This window comes from Nostoc sp. (genome assembly GCF_036919575.1).
GTDB lineage: Bacteria > Cyanobacteriota > Cyanobacteriia > Cyanobacteriales > Nostocaceae > Nostoc.
In genome coordinates, this window is sequence record NZ_JBALBY010000003.1 from 107,908 (window position 1) to 133,007 (window position 25,100).

General features: G+C 39.2%; 19 protein-coding genes, 3 tRNA genes, 2 pseudogenes and 1 CRISPR repeat array (1 of these 25 running past the window's edge). Of the genes and pseudogenes, 6 read left to right on the forward strand and 18 right to left on the reverse strand.

The window, feature by feature from the left end; all coding sequences use genetic code 11:
• Positions 1 to 667: direct repeats of the CRISPR family, unit length 37 nt; unit sequence GTTTCAATCCCTAATAGGGATTTTAGGTAATTGCAAT; it begins 159 nt to the left of the window's first position.
• A gap of 408 nt (positions 668 to 1,075) precedes the next feature.
• From V7K27_RS01550 to V7K27_RS01565, 4 genes are all read right to left on the reverse strand, one after another.
• Complete coding sequence (locus V7K27_RS01550) at positions 1,076 to 1,399, reverse strand: hypothetical protein (protein WP_334943641.1); 324 nt, start codon at positions 1,397 to 1,399, stop codon at positions 1,076 to 1,078.
• Between the two features lie 453 nt (positions 1,400 to 1,852).
• Positions 1,853 to 2,113, reverse strand: a complete 261-nt coding sequence (locus V7K27_RS01555) for a BrnA antitoxin family protein (RefSeq protein ID WP_334943643.1) — start codon at positions 2,111 to 2,113, stop codon at positions 1,853 to 1,855.
• Positions 2,076 to 2,369, reverse strand: coding sequence for a BrnT family toxin (locus tag V7K27_RS01560; RefSeq protein ID WP_334943645.1), 294 nt, complete (start codon positions 2,367 to 2,369; stop codon positions 2,076 to 2,078). The genes V7K27_RS01555 and V7K27_RS01560 overlap by 38 nt, the downstream gene beginning before the upstream one ends.
• A 207-nt stretch (positions 2,370 to 2,576) precedes the next feature.
• Positions 2,577 to 3,302, reverse strand: coding sequence for an HNH endonuclease (locus V7K27_RS01565; protein WP_334943647.1), 726 nt, complete (start codon positions 3,300 to 3,302; stop codon positions 2,577 to 2,579).
• Positions 3,303 to 3,867: 565 nt separating this feature from the next.
• On the opposite strand from V7K27_RS01565, the pseudogene V7K27_RS01570 reads away from it, so the two are divergent.
• Positions 3,868 to 4,098 (forward strand): annotated as a pseudogene (locus V7K27_RS01570) (restriction endonuclease); the annotation flags it as partial.
• Complete coding sequence (locus tag V7K27_RS36365; protein WP_442947579.1) at positions 4,095 to 4,406, forward strand: hypothetical protein; 312 nt, start codon at positions 4,095 to 4,097, stop codon at positions 4,404 to 4,406. The pseudogene V7K27_RS01570 and the gene V7K27_RS36365, both read left to right, overlap by 4 nt.
• A gap of 300 nt (positions 4,407 to 4,706) precedes the next feature.
• Here the strand turns inward: V7K27_RS36365 and V7K27_RS01580 are convergent, their stop codons facing one another.
• From V7K27_RS01580 to V7K27_RS01640, 13 genes are all read right to left on the reverse strand, one after another.
• The gene (locus V7K27_RS01580; RefSeq protein WP_334943649.1) at positions 4,707 to 4,955 is read right to left on the reverse strand and encodes a hypothetical protein; all 249 of its coding nucleotides are present in this window, start codon (positions 4,953 to 4,955) and stop codon (positions 4,707 to 4,709) included.
• Between the two features lie 33 nt (positions 4,956 to 4,988).
• Positions 4,989 to 5,945, reverse strand: coding sequence for a polyphosphate kinase 2 (ppk2, locus tag V7K27_RS01585; protein WP_334943650.1), 957 nt, complete (start codon positions 5,943 to 5,945; stop codon positions 4,989 to 4,991).
• A gap of 179 nt (positions 5,946 to 6,124) precedes the next feature.
• Positions 6,125 to 11,068, reverse strand: coding sequence for a DUF4011 domain-containing protein (locus V7K27_RS01590; protein ID WP_334943652.1), 4,944 nt, complete (start codon positions 11,066 to 11,068; stop codon positions 6,125 to 6,127).
• Between the two features lie 328 nt (positions 11,069 to 11,396).
• Entirely contained in the window at positions 11,397 to 12,923 is a 1,527-nt protein-coding gene (locus V7K27_RS01595; RefSeq protein WP_334943680.1) for a slipin family protein, read from the reverse strand.
• Between the two features lie 563 nt (positions 12,924 to 13,486).
• Positions 13,487 to 13,562: transfer RNA gene (locus V7K27_RS01600), tRNA-Ile, on the reverse strand.
• Between the two features lie 349 nt (positions 13,563 to 13,911).
• Entirely contained in the window at positions 13,912 to 14,628 is a 717-nt protein-coding gene (locus V7K27_RS01605; RefSeq protein ID WP_334943654.1) for a type IV pilin-like G/H family protein, read from the reverse strand.
• Entirely contained in the window at positions 14,597 to 15,688 is a 1,092-nt protein-coding gene (locus V7K27_RS01610; protein WP_334943656.1) for a reverse transcriptase family protein, read from the reverse strand. Before V7K27_RS01610 ends, V7K27_RS01605 begins: the two co-directional genes overlap by 32 nt.
• 404 nt (positions 15,689 to 16,092) lie before the next feature.
• Positions 16,093 to 16,168, reverse strand: a tRNA-Met gene (locus V7K27_RS01615).
• Positions 16,168 to 16,243: transfer RNA gene (locus V7K27_RS01620), tRNA-Met, on the reverse strand. Before V7K27_RS01620 ends, V7K27_RS01615 begins: the two co-directional genes overlap by 1 nt.
• 422 nt (positions 16,244 to 16,665) lie before the next feature.
• The gene (locus V7K27_RS01625) at positions 16,666 to 17,160 is read right to left on the reverse strand and encodes a COP23 domain-containing protein (RefSeq protein WP_334943658.1); all 495 of its coding nucleotides are present in this window, start codon (positions 17,158 to 17,160) and stop codon (positions 16,666 to 16,668) included.
• Between the two features lie 103 nt (positions 17,161 to 17,263).
• On the reverse strand, positions 17,264 to 17,548 hold the full coding sequence (locus tag V7K27_RS01630; RefSeq protein WP_334943659.1) for a hypothetical protein: 285 nt from the start codon (positions 17,546 to 17,548) through the stop codon (positions 17,264 to 17,266).
• Positions 17,549 to 17,686: 138 nt separating this feature from the next.
• Complete coding sequence (locus V7K27_RS01635; protein ID WP_334943661.1) at positions 17,687 to 18,034, reverse strand: immunity protein TriTu family protein; 348 nt, start codon at positions 18,032 to 18,034, stop codon at positions 17,687 to 17,689.
• Positions 18,035 to 18,257: 223 nt separating this feature from the next.
• Positions 18,258 to 18,836, reverse strand: a complete 579-nt coding sequence (locus V7K27_RS01640; protein ID WP_334943663.1) for a hypothetical protein — start codon at positions 18,834 to 18,836, stop codon at positions 18,258 to 18,260.
• Between the two features lie 1,067 nt (positions 18,837 to 19,903).
• Here V7K27_RS01640 and nifE point away from each other — a divergent pair.
• The 4 genes and pseudogenes from nifE to V7K27_RS01660 all read left to right on the forward strand — a co-directional run.
• The gene (gene nifE / locus V7K27_RS01645) at positions 19,904 to 21,295 is read left to right on the forward strand and encodes a nitrogenase iron-molybdenum cofactor biosynthesis protein NifE (protein WP_334943665.1); all 1,392 of its coding nucleotides are present in this window, start codon (positions 19,904 to 19,906) and stop codon (positions 21,293 to 21,295) included.
• An 880-nt stretch (positions 21,296 to 22,175) separates the two neighbouring features.
• Positions 22,176 to 23,285 carry a histidine decarboxylase gene (locus tag V7K27_RS01650; RefSeq protein WP_334943667.1) on the forward strand — a complete coding sequence of 370 codons (1,110 nt, stop codon included), beginning with the start codon at positions 22,176 to 22,178 and terminating at the stop codon, positions 23,283 to 23,285.
• Between the two features lie 262 nt (positions 23,286 to 23,547).
• Positions 23,548 to 23,676: a hypothetical protein gene (locus V7K27_RS01655; RefSeq protein ID WP_334943669.1), complete on the forward strand. Its 129-nt coding sequence runs from the start codon at positions 23,548 to 23,550 to the stop codon at positions 23,674 to 23,676.
• Positions 23,625 to 23,972, forward strand: a pseudogene (locus tag V7K27_RS01660) (hypothetical protein); the annotation flags it as partial. The gene V7K27_RS01655 and the pseudogene V7K27_RS01660, both read left to right, overlap by 52 nt.
• Before the next feature lie 437 nt (positions 23,973 to 24,409).
• Here V7K27_RS01660 and V7K27_RS01665 read toward each other — a convergent pair.
• A complete protein-coding gene (locus V7K27_RS01665) occupies positions 24,410 to 24,781 on the reverse strand; it encodes a hypothetical protein (RefSeq protein WP_334943671.1) in 372 nt (123 codons plus the stop codon).
• Positions 24,782 to 25,100: the final 319 nt, after the last annotated feature.

Below are 25,100 nucleotides of genomic sequence, written 5' to 3' on the forward strand. Positions count from 1 at the left end.
TAGGGATTTTAGGTAATTGCAATACCAAAGGGTCACTCCAATCAACATCATCAAACTGTTTCAATCCCTAATAGGGATTTTAGGTAATTGCAATTGCTTCCTGTATCTCCCTTAGCTCCTGTAGCACCGTTTCAATCCCTAATAGGGATTTTAGGTAATTGCAATGAAATTGCCGAGGACTGGGAGTTAGTTGAACCATGTTTCAATCCCTAATAGGGATTTTAGGTAATTGCAATTCCCGAAATTGTCAGGCGGGTTTCCTCAGCAATTGTTTCAATCCCTAATAGGGATTTTAGGTAATTGCAATTACAAAGCTTCACGCTATCGGGGGATTTGCCTTAATGTTTCAATCCCTAATAGGGATTTTAGGTAATTGCAATTAATTCTACTGTGTTGGTTTAAGTTTTTAAAAATTATGTTTCAATCCCTAATAGGGATTTTAGGTAATTGCAATGAATCTATAGAATTTGAGTTGATAGAAAAATCTAGTTTCAATCCCTAATAGGGATTTTAGGTAATTGCAATTCGAGTCCATAATCCTCTTTCGTGAGTCTTCTTCGGTTTCAATCCCTAATAGGGATTTTAGGTAATTGCAATAATTTGAATTTCCCCTGGATAGAAAGTACCTAGGTTTCAATCCCTAATAGGGATTTTAGGTAATTGCAATCGCTGGCTTCTGAAAGCCTTATCTTATTTGGTTTTCAAGGTTCGGCTGCGCGAATGCGGAAATCATACATAACATGAGGAATTGTGATTTGGCTAGAGGGAAATGGCTGAAAACTAGTCCAAATAAGGTGCGCGGATGATTGAAAAATGCTAAAGCTCTCAAGTTCTTGCAGATAAGGCAATTTAGCCATTTTTGTTCTTACCTCTTCCCCAACACCTACCCATCCGCGCATTCAGCAAAAAAACTAATCTGATTGGAAAGCTGCTTGCTATAGATATCTGACTCGATTAGATTAGCTGACTTCAGGGCGATGCCCTTCTCTACGAGACGCTACGCGAACGGCGCAGGCTCAGGGTAAGACCTGGGCTGGGCTACGCCTACGCAATACCAGCACCCCCATAATAAACCTCATTTGGAAGCGTCTTCAAAGTCTGTTATCGCACAAGCAAACTCCCTAAAAGCTGTTTTTATCAGAACCTCTTTCGTTCCCCTTTCCAGCGAAGAATTGCGTATGAGGTCTGTTAATTCTATGAACAGCAGAGAAAACATAAAACGATCTTGGCGGTCAACTTGTTTCAAGCAAGACGATATAAACTGATAAAGCTCTGTTTTTCTAGGTTTGGTTTGTTCATCCCATATTTGCAACCCAAGCCGCAAGGTTCTCAAGCGGATTTCATTACTATTGAAGGACGCGTCTTTGTAGCGGACTGATACGCGTTGGGGTATTTCCATGAGTTTTAGCTATACATATTCAATGTAAAGTAATTATTCACTTATATTTTGGCTCAACCGGAAAAATCTGATATTTAGTTTGAAAACAGGTGATAGGTGATAGGGAATGTGAGTGAAGAAGTTTCCAGGTAGCAGCGATATCGTGTAATCGCCGCAATCCACGCCAAATGGTTTTCACCCCAGATTCACTATCACTATTGAGGATATTCAGCTTTTGCTGGCTATGGCAAGTTTTACAATAAAATGCGAAATATTACCTGAAATATTACCTAATTTAAAACCATTTTAAACATAAGATCAAACCTCATCCTCAAGGGATTGAGGGTGAGGTTTGATATTTAATTTGACCCACTTACTTATCAGTAAATTTAGCTTTGTTTAATTGACGATTTTTTAGATTAAATGGTGCATAGGCATAGCCCGTTGTAGACATCACGTTCATCTAGTAACTTTTTACTTTTGCCCCATTTGGTGAGCTTCTGCATAGATTCGCAGTGCTGCGGCCATTCTCTTTTCATAATCTTCACCCTGAGACTGGAACCAAGCCAATGTTTCAGGTTCTATCTGAACAAGAACATTCAACGACGCAACAGGCTTCCACCATCGAGACTTGCTAAAAAACTCCTCAGTTAAAGGAGGAATATCGGATGTATCAATTTCTTCTTCTGTCAGCGAATCAACTTTCTCCCAGTTCGTTCTTGAGGTATTGTTCATAGCGTTTTCGTTCATAAGGTAAAGCTTTACGAAGTGAGATAATTCGGATTGTTTCTTCGTCTAGTTCTGTAAAAACTACAACTACAATACGTCCATCAAGCATTCCTAGCCCAATTAATCGATCTTCTCCATAATCTTGACGATCATCCAGAGAAATCCGAAGTGGTAATCTGAAAATCCGATACGCATCTGCAAAATCCAGTTCATGTTTTACAATGTTAACCTCGTTCTTTTGCTGATCCCATTCAAACTTCATATACTCATTTTATCGAATTCTGACAATTAATATGAAAACTGTAATGTTACTCTATAAGTGAGATGAGGGAGCGATGCTTTCTCTACGAGACGCTACGCGTAGCTTGCTTCCCGAAGGGTACGGTGGGCTTCTCTACGAGAGGCTACGCCAACGCCAACGTACTTCAACATCATCCGCATTTGAATTGTTAGACCTCTTCTGACTAAATTACTCAAACGTCATCAACTTGTCTTTATCTGCAACCCAAATACTGGATATACCTTTATCAATTGCTTCATTGATAGACTCTTGATCTAGCCTTTCAATAATTTCTATTCCCTCTGGAACATCATTTCTTTGTGCTTTCTCATTTTTGATAACTCCTAGAGGTATATGAATTTCAGTGAGAAATTGTGCTAGAAAAGCCAACAGAAAATTTCTTTGAAGCTCGTACATATCGTCATCAAACCCACCATTCTCATTTTTATGACCATCTATATCAAGAAAAAGAAACCTTCTTTGGTTGGGATATTTATCCTGAGTACTTTTGACGAGTCTGTGGATATGATAAACACAGTCTTCAAAATCTTCCTCTTCAAACACCGCATGATAGAGCAAAATTCCCTCTGAGCGGAGTATACCTTCCCAATTTTGATCACATTGAATTTCACAAAATTTTTCCAGGTCGAGTGATTCTGTAAGATTTTTATGCCTTTTTTCCATCTTCTCCCACCAATAATCTCTACTCTGGCGAATTGTCTTTCTCTTTTCTGGATTACCTCCGTAAAGATCATGACAAGATGAACACAAAGGCGCAGCATTATCTAGTTTGTCTGATCCACCTTCAGCTTGAGGGATTATGTGATGTATCTCCACAAAAGGCTTATGACACAAACAACATCTAAATGCTGATTTATGTTTTGCAAGCAGTTTTATTTTATCGCTAAATGCCATAACAACAGAGGCTTTAAAAATTACTTTGCTTCTCAGAAGGTCTAATTATTTATTAGACTGAAACTTTCGGTCTAATTACCCGATTTGGGATAATTATCTGGAATTTTTTCATCTAAATATTTGTATATTATACAGAACTTTCCGATCTAATATGCACAAAAAGTAGCGACTTGGAGCGATCGCCTTTAAAGATTATCTGTGAGATGCACTTATGAGTAGACCGTTGTTGCGATGTCTGCGACGGGCTTCGCCTACGCATGACAGGTATTGTGTATAAGAAGTAGACTGTTGGTGCGATCGCCCCAAATCGACAAACAGCTATTGCATATTTATACTGGGTGAAGTTAAGCGATCGCCTCTAACTCAGAAATGTGTTCAGTTTCGTAGTTTTCAATTAAAACACCGATAACTTCCATTAGAGACGCAAGTGGATGGATCTCGTCTTCACCAACTTGATCGATTAAACAATCGAGGATCTCAACTAAGCGTTCATATTCCTCTTCTGTGTGAGGAACAAAAACGTTTTCGGCAATGGATGACCAAGCAGTTATGGTTTGATCAAGGTTTAAACAACGAAGGAAATAAAGATGATTTAATTGCCTTTATGCTTGAGCGCAATCTACCTGTCGATGAAATTGAAGCAAGCAATATTGCTGATGAAATACTGATAAATCCACCTGTAAAGGGATTTCTGACTATTTCTAATGCTTTGCAATGGCGACTCCAGTATGGAAGAGTAATAGAACGTGCTGGTCAAGAAGATGGCGTAATTGCTGTTTCCAAAATTAACCCATGACTCATAGTACACATAAAGCAAAGATAGAGTATGGAGATTTCCAGACACCAGTAGAACTAGCTAAGAGAGTATGTCAAAAGCTAGTTGAACTTGGTGTAATGCCGGATGTTATAATTGAGCCAACTTGCGGCATAGGTAATTTTATTGAAGCGGCTTTAGATTCGTTTCAATCAGCAAATAAGATTTTTGGAATTGAAATAAATCCTGATTATTTGGAAGAATTAAAAGCAAAACAATATTTTAATGCTAGTGTTGAAGCTTGTTTATTGTTTTGTAAGTTTGAATACATCACAAAACTATTTTTGTGATGTATTCAGCAGCCTTGAAAGTTCTGATTCCTATCGCATAGGTTATTGGAATAATAGGTAAGATAGAAAAAAAGCCTGTTCTTTTCGACGATACTGTTTACTTTCTTAGCTTTGATGATGAAAAAGTTGTATATAAAACTTTTGAGCTTTTGACTTCTTCAATAGCAAAAGACTTTTATTCATCTCTAATTTTTTGGGACGAAAAGCGCCCAATTAAGTCTAGTATCCTAAATAATTTAAACTTGACAGCTTTAACAGAGCTAACAGTAACACAGCATCATGCTATAAGTGTTAGACAAATTAACTACTGAATTGTTGAACAATTGTCTGTACAATTGCTAAAATGGCTCCTACGTTATCCAAGTAATATCTTTGCTTATCAATCAAAGCCACTTTTTGCGAAAGTTGAAGAAACTGCCATACTTCTCCTGTTGTCACACATCCATACACGGGTATTTCTGCTTGTCCAGATGAACGATTGAATAAATCTGCCGCCACCATTTGCGCTATGCACTGTCCTAACCTTTGCACATCGCTATATTCAATCATTAGCGAGAAGCTGCAACACAACAGTAATGTTGCTTAATACACTTGAGGGACAAAGAACTGCTCATTGCGGGGGGCGCGAACATAATTCTCATCAGCCACAGGTCTAGACGGAAGCTCTAAGGGAGGAGGTGTCATATCTTCGTAAGGAACTTTGCTCAACAAATGATGAATGCAGTTGAGCCGCGCCCGTTTTTTATCATCCGCTTCAATTGTAAACCAGGGAGCTTCTGGAATATTCGTGTAAGCAAACATGGTATCTTTTGCTTTGGAATATTCTACCCAGCGATCGCGTGATTCCAAATCCATTGGGCTGAGTTTCCAGCGCCTTGCTGGATCGTGACTGCGAGAGAGAAAGCGTTGCTCTTGTTCTTCATCGCTGACCGAGAACCAGTACTTGATTAAAACAATGCCCGATCGCACCAGCATTCGTTCAAATTCTGGGCAAGATTGCATGAATTCTTGATATTCTGCTTCGGTACAAAAACCCATCACCCGTTCAACTCCGGCTCGGTTGTACCAACTGCGATCAAAAAGGACAATTTCCCCTGCTGTCGGCAGATGTTGCACGTAACGCTGAAAATACCACTGAGTTTTCTCACGATCAGAGGGGGTTCCCAGGGCAACTACACGACAGCCACGAGGATTAAGTGGGTCGGCAATGCGTTTAATTACTCCTCCTTTGCCGGCTGCATCGCGCCCTTCAAATATGACGACCACCCGATAGCCGACGTGCTTAATCCAGTATTGCATTTTGACTAGCTCAATCTGGAGTTGCTGTAGTTCAGTTTCAAAAGTCTTTTTGGGAATTTTCTTAGCAAAAACTTCAGTGCTACCATCAAAAATCCGTTTGGATTTTTTAGATTTTTTCTTGTCTTTTGCCTTTACTAGTTTTTCTATTAAGTCTGTAGCAGGTTGAGCTAGATCATTATTTTGCTGGTTTTTAACTTCATCAATTGACATCGCGGTGACTCCATGCATTTGAATCGGCATAATTAGAGTTTATCTATATATTTTAATGGGAAGTGAGTGTAAATATAGACCTTTACAAGTATTACTACACCAAAAATGTAAAATTTTTATCTATTTTCTTATAGTCAATTTCAATTTTTAGTTTAATGGCACAATACAGCAAGAACGATCGGAAAGCGATCGCTTTCCGGACTGACCTTTTAGCTATTTATTTGTTGTAGTTGTTTGATTTTTTCTATCAACAGACGAACTTGAACAGGTTTGTTACGAAACCAATCTGTTGACCAAATGCGGTGAATTTTCCAACCTAGCCTTTCAAGCACTTCTTGTCTGAGGCGATCGCGATCTCTGGCAGTAGGTGAACTATGGTAAGATGCACCATCGCACTCAATCCCCAGTAAAAACTCACCAGGGCGATCGCTATTGACTACGCCAAGGTCAATTCGGTATCCTGAACATCCAACTTGGGTGCGGATAGTGTATCCCTGTTGGACTAAAGCATGGTAAACATCTTCTTCAAATGGCGAGTCAAAATGGAGCTTATCTGTGTAAGAGTTACTTTGTAGTCGTTCTCCACCACTCGCTGCGTACTCCAGATAATCATGCAGTAATTTTACACCTTTGCTTTGGGCGCGTGTTTTGTCGATGTCTCCAGCCACAATGGAAGAAACGAGTGTAATTTTACTTTTTGCCCGCGTCACAGCGACGTTGAGCCGTCGTTCTCCACCTTGCCGATTCAGGGGGCCAAAGTTGAGAGAAAGTTTACCTTGCTCATCACGAGCATACCCAACGCTGAGTAAGATTGCATCTCGCTCATCACCCTGAACGTTTTCTAATGCTTTGAGAAAAAACTGAGGTGAGTTATCACTGCAAAATGTCTCCAGAGTGGGGTGATCTTTCCCTAAAATCTCAATTTGCTCCTGAATGGCATCGGCTTGGGCTTCGCTAAAGGCAATAATACCAAGGGATTGTTCGGGAAATCGTTGAAAATGCTCCAACGTCAACTGAGCAACCTTTTGAGCCTCGATTCGATTATCTCTGCGTTTACCGCGATCGTAAACGCCATCAGGAACGTGTCGGAACGACACTCCCAAATCTGGATTTTGAACTGGGTTTGGAAACGTAACTAATTTAGATTCGTAAAAATGACGGTTGGAGAAAGCAATCAAACGCTCATCTTGACTGCGGTAATGCCATTTCAGCATATGTCCAAACATAAACTTTGAACATTCATCCAAAACGCTTTCATAGCTTGCATCATCCTCGTCATCGATATCTTCTTGACTGTCTCCAGTTGAAAAGAATGATGTGGGAGGAAGCTGTTTATTATCCCCAATTACAATCACTTGATTAGAACGGATAATTGAAGGAACAACATCCTCAGTCCGAAGCTGAGATGCTTCATCAAAGATGAGAACATCAAAATGAATTACATCTGGATTGATATATTGACTAACAGAAAGTGGACTCATCATCCAGCAAGGCTTTAAGGCTTTGACGAGATTTGGTATTCCCTTTTGTGTGTCGTTGAGGAGTTTACGGATGGGCAAATGTCGGCTTTTCTTAGTCGCTTCTCTTTTCAAATTTGGCAATTCAGCTAGAGCAAGTGAAGTCTTTTCCCAGTTTTGCCAGCGTTGCACATGAAGCTGTTTTAGACGTTTTATAGCAGTATCTAGTTGGTTATAATCGAGTTTGGAAAACTCTTTGATTTGCCGTTCGTGTACTTCAAGATTAAAGTTCTTCAACTCAGGTTTTCTGGCAAGAATAGCATCAAGGCATATTTGATAAATTCGCTTTTCTAAAACTGGAAACCATTGCTCTGGTTGAATTTTGCTTTCACGCAAAGCATCCAAGAACTTATTATTCCCCAGATTTTCGAGTTTATGGTAAGTTTCTTTATAGGTCAGCCATTCTTGAAAATAAGGCAGTTCTGATTGAGCCAAGTTTAAGAAGCTTTCTAATTCGACAAAAGTAATTTGATTACGAGGTAAGTAAGAATCTGTGATATCACTTTCATCAAAGTACGATAAGAGGAAATCTAATCCTTGCCTAACACTGTGATGGGTTGACTCATATTTCTTAACTAATTCAGCCAGTTCGCGTCGTTTAAAAGGATAATTTATCACGCGCTGGACGGAATCAGCAGAAAGCGAATACTTTTGTAAGCCAATCAACCAATTTAAAGCTTGTTCAATTTCCTTTAACTCTGCTTCACTAGAAACTTCCGGGTTAAATAAAGATCCAAAAATCTGACGAGCGGGGTAGTCAATATGACGTAGCCTATTTTGTACAGACTCAATAGGATTAGGTTTGTTATCGCGCAAAGCATCTAAGAAATCTTGGACTCCTAAACTTTCTAGTTGCCCATAAATTTCTTTATATGTCAACCATTTGCGGAAGTCGGGTAAGTCGGATTCAGCTAGATTTAAAAAAGTTGCCAGTTCGGTAAATAAAATTTGATTATGAGGCAGATATTGCCCAATAATATCATTCTCATTAAAGTATGAGAATAAGAAATCCATACCCTGATTAATATCTTCAGGAAGGGATTCAAGTTTCTTAACTAGTTCCGCCAGTTCGCGTCGTCCAGAGGGAGAATTTATAATGTGCTGGACTGAATCAGCAGGAAGCGAATACTTTTGCAAGCCAGTTAACCAACTTAAAGCTTGTTCAATTACTTTTAATTCTCCTTCACTAGAAACTTCCGGGTTAAATAAAGATCCAAAAACCTGGCGGGCTGGGTAATTGCTTTGATATAACTCGTTTCGTGCGGCTTGTATCTGAACGGCTTGTGCCAAATCATGTTTTAATTCGTTGTGGGAAATCTGTCCCTCTTTAGTGCTTAATTTCTTCAAAAGCTTGATATCGCGCCTGTATTTGGGATTAAAAATCCTAATCAACCAAAAGCGACTATATTTCTGATATCTGTTAGCTAAAGCAGCCAATTCTGAGGAGAACAATTCAGGATGATATTTTTGTTTTAAAAGTGGCTCATTTTCTTCTAGTAATTTAACATCGCCCTTCAACTTACTGAAGGCATCCTGAGCAGTTGAAATATCCGATTCATTCCAATTATCAGGTAAATTATCTGGAACTTTCAATATATGTTTAAGAGCAGGAAAGCAAGCTTCTACATTTTCCAAATTCAATAAGGGTTGAATCCTCATAATCATTTGAATCTGTTGGCTATCTGTCTGAATCAAAGAAATTGCTTGTTTAAATTTATTGATTTTATTCTTTATTTCTTGCTCTAGCGTCTCAGAGCAAGACTTTAAAGTACTTTGTGCCCAAATAGTTGTTTTTTCTCCTCTTAAAAATGGGAGAAATGAAGAAACACGACCCAGCAAATTTTCTGCTTCTTGCGAAAGCTTATTTTTTTCAATTTCTTGAATGTCTGTTTGCAGAATAGTGAAAGCATTCTGAGCAACTGCTATATCTACTCCAGTCCAGTTTTGTGGCAGATTTGATGGAGCTTTTCGTATGTAGTCTATGGCTGGATAACACTTATCTAAAGACTCTAAATTCAATAAAGGTTGAACTTGGAGAGTCTCTTGTAATTCTTGATTAATGTTTTGGACTGAAAAAAATTCTTGCTGAAATTCCTCTATTTTCTGGGTAATTTGCAATTCCATTTCATAGGAATAAGAATTTAGAGAACTTTTTTCCCAAATAGTTGTTTTTTCTCCTTTAAAGAAAGGCAGAAATTTTGCTAATTGATTTAATAAATCTTTTGCTTCTTGTAATCTACTAGCATTCCATTGGCTAAAGTTGGAAAATATGACATTAATATTGGGAACTGCTTCGCGCTCTTTTTTCAAAAGCTCACCCAATATCTCAAATGGGGATTTATCTAGAGGTTTTTCTTTCCCGTGTAAACTTGTCAGATATAAGTTTAGCGATTGACGAGTAGAAACAAGCTGCTCAAAGAAACCGTGATTATTTTCTCCACCGGAAATTTGTTTAATATATTCAATAGTTTTTGATAAATTATTTACAAGCTCCCGCTTATCTGTTGTTCCACTATGGTGGAGATTAAGACATATATGATCTAAACCACATTCAGCCATGCGCTTATAAACCACACTTAACGCTGTTTCTTTTTCTGCGACTAATAAAACTGATTTACCATCGCCAACCAGTTCAGCAATTATATTTATAATAGTTTGACTTTTGCCAGTTCCTGGTGGTCCTTGGACAACAAAGCTAGAACCAGCTTTTGCTGCTTCAATTACAACTTGCTGGCTGGAGTCAGCATCAAGAATTTGAAATATTCGTTCAGGTTTAACGTGTGAATCTAAGTCAGATGCAGGCAGAGGTTCTCTATAGTTAGACTGATAGGTAGTTAAATCGCCACTAATCGCTTGCAAAATTGGGTGGTCAAAAATTCGAGCTTCATTTTCGATAATATCCCGAACCATTGCAGCTTTAGCATAAGAGAACAGCGAGAGAAATACATTCTCTTTAATTTGCCATGTCTTTTGTTCTGCTAACAGTTGGCGAATCTGGGTAATTAATTCGTTATAACTTGTTCCTTGTACGGCTTCTCCCTCTGGAAGCTCAATTCCAAAGGTTTGCTTTAACTTTTGTATCAGTGTTGGATTTAATACAACATCTTCCTCTAAGAAAGATATTTTATAAATATCTCGCCTAGATTCTTTAATTAACTCTACAGGTACTAAAATTAGTGGTGATAGTAAAGCATCCTCTGGCTGATCTTTGTCATACCAAGTCAACGTTCCAAGCGCCAGAAATAGGCTGTTTACCCCTCGTTCTTCAAATGATCGTCGCGCTTCAAGACGCAATTTTTTCAGCCGATTTAGTTGCTCGTTGCCTATTTGACGAGTAATTAATTCAAGAGGATTTTTTTCTGCTGGTAATGCTTTAGTGTTTTTCAACTGGGTAATATCTTGATCTTCGCTATCAATCATTAGAAAATGAAGCGATTTTTTCTCTTTTGTCAGCTTTGCAAAGATAACATCTGGTTCTTCTGTCAGAATTTCTAAAGTTCGAGGACTATCTTGCCGAAACTTGATAAGAGGATTTCGTCGTCCCAAGTCAGCCAGCCCAGCTTTCCACTTTGCAATTTTTTGAGCAAGGTTTTGTTGAGAGTTTGAAGCTGACTGTGGCATACTCGCTTTTTTCATAAATAGATTTACTACCCAATAGTATACTATACCAGCCTTTTTCTATGTGAGCAGTTGCCTACAAGCTGCTCTGTCAACATTTCTCTAAAGGAACTCCATGTTCTTAAACATCTATAAAAATTAACTACTGAATTGCTGAACAATTGTCTGCACAATTGCCAAAATAGCTCTTACATTATCCAAGTCAATACGCTTGGGTTAAGGCTAAAACTCTTTGTCAAAATCAATTTTTTTAACGAACCGCAAAGGACGCAAAGGAAGAGAAGGAAGAGAAGGAAGAGAAGGAATAAATGCTTAACTGAACTGTATTGGTTTCTAACCGCCCTTTTTATTGTGGATTCATCCGAATCAAGTCTGTCAAAATACTATCCAAACTGCCGTTAACTTGAATCCGATCAATCTTCTCTGCAATCCGCTCTAATACTTCGAGTTCCTTCAGACGCAATGCAACGGGGTTATCCTCCATCACTTTAGCAGTGTTTAGCATACTGCGAGTAGCGGCAGTTTCTTCTCTACGTCTGACTACGTTTGCTTGAGCGGTTTTTTCTGCCTCGACTACTTTGCTCAAGATAGCCTTAATCTCACCAGGTAAAATAATATCTTTGACACCTACAGAATCTACTTCAATTCCATAGTCTGCGGCTTTCTGGCGGATGTATTCAGATATACTTCTATCAATTGCACCTTTATCTTCTAATAACGCATCTAAACTCCGTTCGCCGACCGCACCACGCAAAGCAAACTGTAATTCTTTGTATAAGAAACCGGAAATATCTGACAACCCGTTTTTTGCTCTCAATGGGTCTTGGATACGGTAGCCAGCCGTCAAATTCAACCGCAGAGGTACTTTATCTTTAGTGAGGATGTCTTGACCGGATACTTCCATATTTTGTAGTCGCAGGTCGATGGTTTCGGTTTGAAAAGAGCGTCCAAATAACCACCAAGCGTGTACTCCTGGCGATCGCTGTCCTTGAAACTCTTGATTAATGTATACTAGCCCAATATGCTGGGCGGGAACTTGGCAAATATGCAAACAGTTACGACTGAGCAATTTCACTTCTGTTGAACCCTCAACCAACTCAGCCACTAAAGCAGACTGTAACTGAGCATCAGCGCTGATGTCGAGAATTTCCACTGCAACACCCTGCCAAAACAGCTTGCGATTTGTGGGCGGCAAAATAGAAATCACTTTACCTCGATATCGCACAATTGCAACTTGCGAAGTCAGTAATTGCACTATTTCACAGTAGGCAGCAACAAAGTCGGGATGTTTTTCAATTAGTACATCTTCCAGGGGAAAATCTGGGTTAGGGATAATTCGGCTGAGAGTTCGGACTGTAACATCTCTATCTACCGACCAGAAAGCATACTCTCCTGGTTCTAGAGGTCGTACAAAATTATTTTGCAGATATAGTAAACCAATCTCATACTCTGATATTTGGAACTTTTTGAGTCCATTCAAGGCAACTGAGCGCAATTGCTGCACAAAGGAACTAGGCAATTCCCAGCTTTCTTCTAAGTTGAAGAGATGAGATTCTACCTCAATAAAACCACGCCAAAAAGCTAGTAATTTATTTGGTGCAACACTTACCCAATTCTGACCATAACGGACTAAAGCAGCTTGGTTGAATGCAGTTCTGATAATCAATAAATGTTCTTGCAGTTCGGCTTCGTGACTTCGCAACAATAGTTCTAGATTTTCAATCTGAGCTTGTGGCTGATTGAGGTCATAGGTTTTGATTTGCCAATGCCGACCAAAATAAGTATGTGTACCGGGCTGCAAAATTTTCTTAAAGTCGCTGCGGTGATATAAGATGCCGATTTCGTTAAGTTTGATATAAAATGTTTGCCACATAGTGATTTGCATAAATAATTTGAGCGATCGCTTCAACCAGTTAAGAAGATTTGATAAAAACATTTATAACCTTGCTTGAACTCAAATACCACCTATGTCTCACAGATCAAGTACTGGAGTAGACAAAGGCTAAAGGATTGGTTTTAGTTTCTTGTACTACTATATACTACAAAAGATTTATTTACTCTGCCAGTGCAGGTTTTTACAGTTCCGGTGCGGGCAAAAGCTTCTCCAAAGCTGGATTAAGATTGCTGTTACTTTTTCTAAACTCCTCAATGGCAATTTAGAAAAGAACCACGCTCAAATATGCCGTTCGCTTTGTCAATATAGAATCCCAAAGGAAACTAGATGTAGGAAACGAAGGGACATACTCAAGTTAGGGAGAGATACAGTTGCGCTAGCTCTTTTACTGTTATAAATACCTGCATGACAGAGTAGAAAAAACAAGAAGTTTTTTTGATTGGGTCTTTTTCAATACCCATTTTTGATTGGGTCTTTTTCAATACCCAACAGTTCTGCTGCCTTGTCCCTAACAAGGTGCCCGTACCCAGGGCGAGGGTTTTTGGCTGAAAGTATAGGAATCGAACCTATAACTAATCGGCGATACACCGATCGCTCTACCAAATGAGCTAACTTTCATGGTGAAATAGTTGAAATCACTGGGCGGTATACGCTATCACCAGAGGTTGGCGCACCAGTCGGGTAAAGAGAACCCAAACTACAGCTTTATGACTTTATTACTATCCCGGTTCAAATCTAGCACAGGAAAAAAGTTAAAAGGGTGAATTCCATTCGCCCTGGCTATTCTTGGCTGATTTACACCTAAATGAGTCTTTTATAGCAAGTTCGGCTAGTTGCTGATGTGTTTTATTGCCTTTGGACAAGAATTTATGCAATTCACCAACGGCAAAGAAATGTTGGTAGAGACAGCGTGGCGTTGGGAATTGGAACGAGTGCTGGAATATGCGAGTAGTTGAAGTGCGATCGCTTACCCTGGACTAAAGTGACTGGTTGGCTGTGAATCAGAGGGACATTCAATGTCGTTTCCACTAATTTCAGGAGTTACAGGAGGTGTTTTTGATGGTGTAGTAGTTTCGCAACTTACAGTAAGTGTAGCATAAGAACCGTCTGCATTTTTTACTAAGAAAACCGCTCCTATATAACTTTTAAAGCCATCTTTTTTGGCAGCAGCTGTTGCTATAGCTTGTAAGTTATCTGCTCTCAAAATACTGTAATGATAATATTTGGTTTCTGATCTAATACCTAGTTCTAAATCTTCTAGTCTGGAAGTAAAGTTATTTTTCTCTAGTTCAGAAGGCATAAGCAAGAAGGCAGAGGGCAGAAGGAATCCACCCTTTGAAGGGGAGGATTGAAGCAAGGACGCTTTGTATCTCGCGCTGCGCGTCTCAATACAATTCTTGTTTTTTGAGTAGGCTTTCAAGTCACAGCTAAAGTTTTTATTGTTCCTTTCATCCTTCTGCCTTTCTTGGTAAAAAGCTTGTTCTGCTCTATTAATTGCAGCAATATACGTTCTAGCTTCATTTTCTCCTCCCTTTCTTGCCGGATAATATTCTAATTGATGATTAATTTGTCTGAATATATTTGGGAGAATAACACCCATTAGAAGCAGTCCTAAAAATACCCTTTTTTTTTGTTTAATAAAATAAATAGCTTTAAAAACGTACTTCATCAGTTTGAGAGTCACTATATTTCTGCTTGATGCGTTCCACGCTTGATTTAAATTCTGCGCCTTTGTTGGGGTTAATCATTGCTACATAATTTGCAAACCCGGTAATTGCGGCAATTAAATTAGTTGAATTCCCCCACTGTTTGCCTGACAAGCCTTCTTGTTCAATTTGATATAGAGTTGCCCGAAAGGCTTTTAATGTCTTTTTAGATATATTTAATTGCGTATTTACAATAACACCTGTTACCTGCTGTTGCACGGATTTACCTGAAGTCTTGGTTTTATGAGGATTAACAGTGAAGCCCTCACTAGTAATAATGAATTTAGTGTTTTTAATTAAATTAGATATTCTGTGCGATGCATCCCCAGAAGCAGAAAATGTTAAATCGTCAGCGTACCGCGTATAGCAAAACCCCAGATTTTCAGCCATTGTAGTGAGACGACTATCGAGATGACGACAAATTAGATTTGAAATAGCAGGACTTGCAGGCGAACCTTGAGGTAAGTGGCGCTTTTCTGAAGCTATATAGTTAATTTGCCCATCTATTTCTATTTCCGCAGTCGTGCAAATCAACCCGAAAATTGTCGCCACAGGTTCTAAATAACCAAACCCGCAAAATAATTCTTTGACACGTTTGTAGGAAATTGACTGAAAAAAATTCTGTAAATCAAGATTGACTATTACATTTGCACCAACATGGGGTTTAGCGTTGGTGACTATGGAACGATTTTTACAAAACCCATGTGCTGCATTATGAACTTCTAATTTTTCTAAAATATTCTCTAAAATCCACCTTTGAGCAGCTTTAAGATTTGGTTTTGGTGCAGAAATAATTCTTTCTCCACCTGTTTTTTTGGAGATTTTGAAGCGGAGGTAATGTGTAATTGGGGATGTAGGACGGGTAGTTGTCAAAAAGCTCAGTTTTCCTAAGCTTATGCCCATTGCAAAAGCTATTTCTTCGGGAGTATTATATTCAGCTAAACCATGCGATCGCAAAAGTGCTAAATTGTCAGTTCGCAACCTTTCTAGATTACTTTCAGTCGCTAATGGGGTAGTGGTTAGATTTTTGCTGTACATACTACAAAAGATTTTTTTACTCTGCCAGTGCAAGTGTTTACAGTTCAGGTGCGGGCAAAAGTTTCTCCAAAGCTGGATTAAGATTGCTGTTACTTTTCCCAAACTGCTCAATGGCAATTTAGAAAAAGAACCCCCTTCAAATATGCCGTTCGGTTGCCAATCTAGAATCCCCGAAGGAAAACTAGATGTAGGAAACGAAGGGACATACTCAAGTTAGGGAAAAATACAGTTGCGCTTGCTCCTTGACTATGATTATCGAACATCACCCTTACGAGTAATGACCGACAGCAGAACACTTGCACCGCAGAGTTTGGAAAATGACGGACTCGAACCGTTTTGGGATTTCTCCCGTACCATATTGGCTACTGTGACAGAGTAGTCTCTTTTGACCCGGACAGGGTTTTTGGCTGAAAGTGTAGGAATTGAACCTACGACACATCGATTATGAGTCGATTGCTCTTCCAATTGAGCTAACTTTCTGGGGTTTGATACAGGATTTGAACCTGTGACGCATCGATTATGAGTCGATCGCTCTTCCAATTGAGCTAATCAAACGATATAATTTAAAGTACTCAGCGGTATACGCTCATATCAGAGGATGGCGCACCAGTTAGGTATATAAAACCTAAACTATAGCTTTGTAACTTTTTGACTATCCCAGTTCAAATTTAGCACAGGAAAAATTATCTGTCGTAGGGGCACAGCAATGCTCATGCGTGTCAACTTAGAGCCAGGGCGAATGGAATAGAGCCTCCGGCACGCTGACGCGAACGCGGCTACACAAAACTTAGTCCACCTTCTCTTCGAGACGCTGTTCGCGTTCGTGGACTAATGCAAAATCAAGGGTTCTTAACCCACGGAGGTGGGTTTTGCCTGTGTAGACGCGGTTTTTAACCGCCCTTTTAATGTTAAGTTGACACCAATGAGCAATGCTTGCGCCCCTACCACATGGTCTATTTACCTGGAAATAGCTGTATTTATTCTTTGGAAATCCCTAGATGTTCTCTCAAATCAACGTAAGGTGTTCTATTGCTTTTACTCAGGGGTTGATGCCAAGCCAGAAGATTATTTAGCGCCTGCACGCCATCTTCACTGGGTTTGAGGGTCAATATCAAGTTTTCACAGCGACCATTGACTTGATTTGCGGTGCAAACCACATTTTGTCCATTCATTTTGCCGACAGTAATAAACTTCAGTTCTCTGTTGCGACGGTAAGTTTCCAAGCGGTGGCTCACGTCTTGACAGCGCGTCAGTTTATTGTAGCCAGCGTCTCTGAAGTAATTGGAAGTCCAGCGAATCCAAGGCTCAGAAACACCTCTAAAATTTGTGTACGCCGTCACGGGTTTGTTTCCTGACGTGTCACAATAAAATCCTTGCCTACTTTCGGCTTGACTTGGCTGATTGATGGTTGCAGTCGCGCCGAGAGCGATCGCACCTGCAACTAAAACATTTGTTAATGATGCCAATTTCATGGGTAACTCTCAAATCTTGAGTAAAAAGTTTTTATTTGCCTCTCTTCCTACTAGAAGTAGGGAGATGATAAGAATTCCAAATTGTTTGGGGTTTTAAGCGTTTTTACTTGTATATATAATGAGCCGCAACCCATTTGCGACCATGATTTGTTTTTTCCCAATGTCCAGAAACCAACACTTTCTTTTTCGCTGGTGGTGCATGACGCTTAACTTGTGGTGGTCTTTGTGCGATTGTTTGAGCAGGTCTATTAAGACCGTGGGGATTAACAATAACCTGGAATGCTGATGCTTGTGAAGGAATAGAAGTAACAGCAAATGGTAAAAGAAGCGCTGCACCAGCAAGAATTTGTTTGATATTCATCACTAAATCTCCTTTTGTAAACTGCATGATTAAAGTTCAGTAAACCTTAATCTGGTTGATGTCTCATGTTTATAAGCATAGGAGTTCAAATAGCTATACACTAGTGATAAAAGTAACTAGTTTAATCATGACTTAAGTAATCTCTAAAACGCTAGTAGGGAAAGACTAAATATCGTCTGACTTAAGTCGCAAGATATCGCGCATAACAATCACCAGTCTTGGATAGGTTCGATGAAATTCATTTTCGTTGTTGAACTGGTGACTTTCATAAAAGACATTGTTACCAGTTGATATTTCAAGAATATCCATTTCACAAGCTCCTGACTCCCAAACCGTTACTCTACCGAGATGTAATGAACTGTCAAAGTCAAGACGCATAGCTGAATTATCACTAGGTTCACAGTAGGTCAGCGTGTATTCCAGGCGATAAGCAGCGAAACGTGATCTTAATCCTGATTGAAATCGGTCAAAACCTCGTTCTGAAATTAGTTTTGTTAGTGGATTTAGACTCATTTAGGACTTACGCACGAGTTACGGAATAACGAACCGCAGAGGCGCAGAGGACACGGAGAAATCAGAGTTTGAGAGATATTTTGCGTAAGTCCTATCATTCCTTATATTGAAAGCAGGAGTATTATTAATTGCCCCAACTCGGCAAAAAACAATTACCTCAAATGCAATGTCTACGACGGGTGACGCCTCAATTTGACCTATGCTCACGATTCATTCTTGAGCTTCAGTCTGGGAAAGCCAGACCAGTCATTGGGTCACGGATATATAACCCGAGTGTGAGACTACGCATCACTTCATCCCAAATGGGTATTAGCGGCTCTGCTTGATCTACCCAATAATCGAATGTAATCAAGCACTGAACATTTGACCCCAAACCAATGCAAGTCCGCGAAAAAGCTTCCCGTGGCTCTGCCTGGGTATCAATGAACTTTATCTCTGTCCAGACAATTCTGGCGGTTTGGCGCTTGACGGTAAAAATTTCTCCCCTAGCAATGACGTTGCGGCTATCGTCTTCCATGACTTTCTTCAAGGTGGATTTTAGCGGAAACTGGCTCCAGTCATTGGGTGGGAGACGATTAAAAGATACTTCTAGGCAGCAATCATCGTCAGGCGGTTTTCTATCCATGAACTTGAAGGATTTTTCTTGTGGCTCAAAAACCCAATTCTGAGGAACATTGAAGCGAACAGCGCCTCGATCTGCTACAAAAATTTTATAGCCTGATGGAGATTCCCAGCGATGATCAGGTTTGAGTTCAAGCGTTTCTTTAATCCACTGGAGATTGCTTTTCTTACGCTTTGCCATAGTATTTTTGTTCTCTCTGCTGAAGAAGGCGATCGCCCATCGTAGACATCGCCTACTTTGTTAATGTTATCAAATAGTTAGTATTTATCTATGGCGATCGCAACGCACCACATATCATACTGCACTCTAATGAAGAAGGTGTAGGCATAGCCCGCCGCAGACAACCTCTCGACTCTAACCGATAACCGCAAGCGATCGTCAACTATAGAGTATAGTCCACAGTCAAGCCGGAGTTGAACGGTTTAGGCGACCAAACAAACGCTAGTGAATGCTACCATTCCCCTCCCCTTTATGTCGCCGCACTTTCAAGGATGTTTGTAAAGTCTAATTTATTACTATAGCAATCCTGAATCAAACGCGCAGAAACAAGAACTCCGACTTCTTAAATAAGTCGGGTATCTGCGGCTTGCAATTCTATTACTAGGGGATATTTCTGTTTTACTAAGGTTTATTTGCTTATCTAAACTTGCTACATTATCCAACTCGGTTGAGTATTTTTACCGCAAAAAATCAAAAATAAAATCATTTTTGAATAATTATGCTAGGCTAACATTTAGAGAAGCTAAGAATCGTAAAAGCATTAACAGGTCTTCCTTCCTGTGCAAACAGGATATGTGAGAGGAGTTGGCTATCTTACCTGAAAGTGCTAGTGCATCAGTTGCGATTTTTCGTAACTCTTTGAAGAAAGCGAAAAGCAAAAAGTGTCCAAATAGGGATTAATTTACTACCTGTTAAAGTTTGTGTGGTGTGTCGCTTTGCAACTCAGCTTTCTTACAGGATATGTTCTAAATCGCCTTTCTTTGGTAAGGGTTTTAAAGAAGTCGGAAGTCGGAAGTCGGAAGTACAGTTTTGTAACTGGGATTTAGATTTAGACATCAAAACTTGCGGCTTCTTAGTTGCCGGGGACTTAAACCCACCGAATTTTGTTAAACTCCATTTGTGGCGGCTTTTGGCATACCTGAAAACTTTTTCTTGTAGCGAATGTGGCGTAAACACACCATAAAACACCTTGATTGTGCTTACTCCTTTTACCCTTTTTGTATTAATCTCCAGCGCGAGGCAAAGACATGAAAAATACCCAAGTCACAATCAACGAACTACTTAACGAGACAGGCTGTCTACATAACCAAAAAAAATTGCCTGACAACAAAAAACTATCTTGCAATAAAGCAGCACAACCAGGTGCAACTCAAGGGAATTGTCCTTTTGATGGGGCAATGGTTTCTGTGGGAGCAATTACTGATGCTGCTCATTTAGTACATGGCCCTGTTGCTTGCACTCACAACCCTTGGGCAACTCATGGTAGCCTCTCATCAGGTTCTCAACTACACCAAATTGCTTTTACTACTAACTTTGGTGAGAATAATGTTGTTTTTGGTGGTGAAAAGAAGCTGTACAAAGCTATTCTCGAAGTTGTTCAACGCTACAATCCTGCGGCTGTATTTGTCTACGCTACCTGTGTCACTGCTTTGATTGGTGATGATGTGGATAGCGTCTGTAAAATGGCTGCAAATAAAATTGGTATTCCGGTTATATATGTAAATGCACCTGGATTTTTAGGTAGTAAAAATTTAGGTAATCGCATCGGCAATGAAACTTTATTGAAATATGTAATCGGAACGGCAGAACCAGAATTTATCACACCATTCGATATCAATATCGTTGGTGAATATAACGTTGCTGGGGAATTGTGGAATGTTTTACCACTGTTCAAGAAATTGGGTATACGCGTTCTCTCCAAAATTACAGGTGATGCTCGCTATCAAGAAGTTTGCTATGCTCATCGTGCCAAGTTGAATGTCGTAATTTGCTCGAATGTAGTAGTACAAATGGCACTCTCAATGCAAGAACGTTATGGAATTCCTTATATTGAAGAATCCTTCTATGGTGTGGAAAATCTCAACCATTGCTTGCGAAATATTGCAGCAACATTAGGCGACAAATATCTTCAAGAACGCACAGAATCGTTGATAAGAGAAGAAACCGCAACCCTAGATATTGCCCTAGCTCCCTACCGTTCTCAGTTAAAAGGCAAGCGGATTATTCTTGCTAGTGGTGGTGTAAAAAGTTGGTCACTTATTTTAGCAGCCAAAGACTTGGGAATGGAAGTTATTGCTACTACTGACAAAAAGAGTACAGAAGAAGAGAAAGCCAAAATTAAGCAATTGCTTGGTGAAGATGGTATTGTTTTGGCCGATGGAACTCCCCCGGCATTACTAAAGGTACTCAAGAATACAAAAGCTGATGTGTTGATTGCTGGGGCTGGCAATCAATATACAGCGCTGAAAGCACAAATTCCTTTTTTGGATATTAACCATGAACGTCATCATGCTTACGCTGGTTATGCGGGGCTGGTGGAAATGGCACGGGAATTATCTGAAGCCTTGTATAGTCCTGTATGGGAGCAAGTCAGAAAACCTGCTCCTTGGGAACTCTTGGAAACATCATATTCTCTTTGAATAGAGAACTGAGAAAAACGAGAACAATTAGTCAATTGGAAAAAGGTCTAAGTTGCTTTTGCGACGCCGAATAGCCCGTCGTAGACATCGCTCTCTTTGTTAATATTAGGGACTGACAACAAATAAATTACCCAATCTTGTGGGGTGGGCAACATGAGCGCCTTTCTATACGGGCGCTCATGTTGCCCACCCCACCACAAGAAGTAGTTGAGTATTTTTTATTTGTCAATCCCTTAAAAGCATAAATTTTATACCAACAATTTCAACCCTATGGAATGCAAAAGATACGAAGACCAGTTATACAAAGAATCAAAATTTCATAAAGATGACGCAGTAATTAAAGATGTGATGAAGATTACTTAGTAATATTTGAATATTCAGTGGCTATGTGATTTTATGGAAATAAGAAATAAAACTAAGTGAGTATCGCTGACTGAATGAACGTGCAATGTGAATTAGCTAGCTGCAAAATTTAATACCACTCTTGGAGACTATTTAATGGTCTGCTTATTTCTGCCGTGCTGTACTAGTTTTTAGTGAAATAATTTTAGCTGTTTTCCTGGTATGTAAGTACTTTGTAAGGTATAGCACATATATGATAGTAAAAACTCTAAGCAAGAGAACCTTGATTCAGAGCAAAATTGCTTGCTATCTCAATACCTTCACCAAAAAGCTATTGAGAATAGCTTTTGCCAAAAAAACGCCATGAAACTGTGTAATTGACTATTAGGAAAAACGCATAATTCCTTTCAATTACCTAGAATTAGGCTCTCTTCTCTACTTGTAAATAGCAACTACACCTTGACAGAAAATACTAAATACATTGTGTGGTTTTGCAAGATTAAAATTTGATTTTTCTGAGTTTAATGTGATTAAGATTATGTCTACTGCAAACTTGTCTGTTCTCTCGATTGATGGTCTGTTGGAACGTCTTGAAAGTCGCTCAAAGCTTCATGCTGGTTATCCTTATAATCTAGCATTTGATTCTCACCGGGTATTACCGCTTTTAAAATACACACTTAATAATTTAGGTGATGCCTACGTAGAAGGTAATTATGGAATAAATACTAAAGATTTTGAGCGAGAAATAATTAGTTTTTTTGCAGATATTTATCATCTCGAAAAAGATGATGCATGGGGATATGTTACATCGTGTGGCACTGAAGGAAACCTTTACGGTATTTTGATGGGGCGTGAGTTATATCCAGATGCAATTCTTTATGGTTCGGCTGATTGTCACTATTCAGTGGTAAAAGCTGCAAGGATGTTTCGCATACCATTTGTAGAGATAAAAAGTCAGATTCATGGGGAAATAGATTATTCCTCGTTGTATGAAGCTCTCGATAAGAATAGGCATAAACCTGCAATTATTAATGTAAATGTAGGAACTACAATTACAGGTGCAGTGGACGATATTAGTAAAGTAGTAGCAATACTTTCTGAACTAAATATAACTCAGTTTCATATTCATGTAGATGGAGCTTTAGGAGGAATGCTAATTCCTTATATGGAAGAAGCTACTCCTCTAGATTTCTCTCGATATCCAATTGGTTCCATAGCAGTTAGTGGTCATAAATTCATCGGTTCTCCAGTCCCTTGTGGAATAGTGCTAGCACGGAAAGAAAAAGTGCAATCCTTTGATATTGAATATCTTGGCTCAACGGATACAACAATTACAGGTAGTAGGAATGGATTAACACCAGTCATTCTTTGGGATGCTATTGAACAGCGAAAACATCTCTTTAAAGAGGAAGTACTAAACTGTCGGAAATTAGCAGAATATTTCTGGAATAAAATTGCTGAATCAAGAAATTTTGCACTGATTAATCCTTTCTCTACTACGGTTGTATTTGAGCGTCCAGAGAAGTTCCTTGAAAAACGATGGCAACTAGCTTGTTATGGCAAAATTGCTCATATTGTAGTTATGCAGAATCATAATCAAGCAATATTAGAACAGCTTTTGCAAGAGCTAGGTGTGATGAATACATAGAGGGTGTTTGAAAAGTCGGTCAGGTGGTAAAAAAGCTCCGAAAATTTTTTGTAGCGTTCATGTAATGTTTCTTATCCCAATTTTTAATTAATTTGGTCGGATGTTAGTACTTATGCCTCGACGAAACGCTTGATTTTCATCGGCTTCGGGCAATCAAAATTTTGCACGAGAAATTATTCACCCCTTATTCATTAAGGACTTTGGACGGTGCAACCGCGCAATGATTTTGCTCGGTTGCTGTGTAAAACCACAAGAAAAAACAATGCCTGATCAAACATTCCAGAAGTTAACCCAACGGAGATTGAAGATACTCGAACTGCGATCGCTGACGAATATCGCTTTACAGTTGATGAGGCAGTTGGACTTAATGGAATGTGTGATTTCCTTTTAAGTCGTTCGCCGGAAGTGCTAGAAATTGAAGCACCATGCATTGTGATTGTAGAAGCAAAAAAAGCTGATTTAAGAACTGGGTTTGGACAATGTATTGCAGAAATGGTTGCAGCACAAAGATTTAATGCCGCAAAAAATGGTCCAGTTGCCGTAATATATGGTTCTATTAGCAGTGGTACACAATGGCGATTATTGAAGCTGGAGGATAATATTGTCACCATCGACTTGATGGATTATCCCCTCCCACCTGTGGAACAAATTCTCGGATTTTTAGTTTGGATGGTTCAAAACAGTTGAGATGATTTGAAGTCACGACACACAAAAAAACTGTTTGAGCAGGTGCAAAATGCAATTAGGCTTAAGGAATTATTCTTAACAAAAAATAAAAAAGCTATATCTAAGTAGGTAGACGTAATTAAACATAAGATCAAACTTCACCCTCAATCCCTCTCCGTGAGTTCGGAGAGGGAAGCCGGAGGCAGGGTGAGGTTTTATATTTAATTTGAACCACTTACTTAATTCAAGTTCGGGTGATTACTTATAATAAAATTTACAGCGCATTTCAAGGAAAGTGAGGTACACAACCAAAGTCTCAAACCCTTGTGTAAAAGCTGTTTTACTTCTGAATTCTGACCCCTGAATTCTGAATTCTGCTGTATCTCTGATCGGAGGCGGAGCTTTTCCCTTGCTCCGCTCCTGAATTCTGACGAATGTATTCTTCTTCAATCAGATAATTACTCCACAACCATCACCGTTTGATTTACCACCGAGCGTGCTTTCCGTCGATAATCTGACTTGCGTGTTCCACCAGCCATCCCGTACTCATCACTATTTTTGCCATAGCGAGATGCAACACTCAGCAGCATATGCTCAGAATAACTATTTAATGCACGTTCTGCATCTAGTAATGTATTCTGCGTTTTATCCACCATTGTTCGTGCTTGATTATATGCGGCTAGCTTCTCTCGTAACTGATAAACTATAGTGTTGTAAGTAACAATTGATAACCCATTGCCAAAATCTAGTTCAGGATTAATCGTTTGCAATCCTTCAATGCGTCGTTCAGCTTTAGTCAGTGCTGTTGAGTTTCGTTTCCGTTGCGTCATAAACTTTTCCTTTTTGGATTAATTTAATATAGATAACCCTGATGGTGTTTAACACTGAGTTTGTTATCTATCATTAGAATAGGCACTTGTCGGATGCATCAGCCTGAGTGAAGCTACAGAACTTTTAGAGCATTGAAACAGGATAAATGCGCGTATATTTGCTGAAGTTTGTTGATAAAACTTAATTTACGAGTCAGAAACTTAATTTACGAGTCAGAAACTTGATTTACGAGTCAGAAACTTGATTTACGAGTCAGAAACTTGATTTACGAGTCAGAAACTTGATTTACGAGTCAGAAACTTGATTTACGAGTCAGAA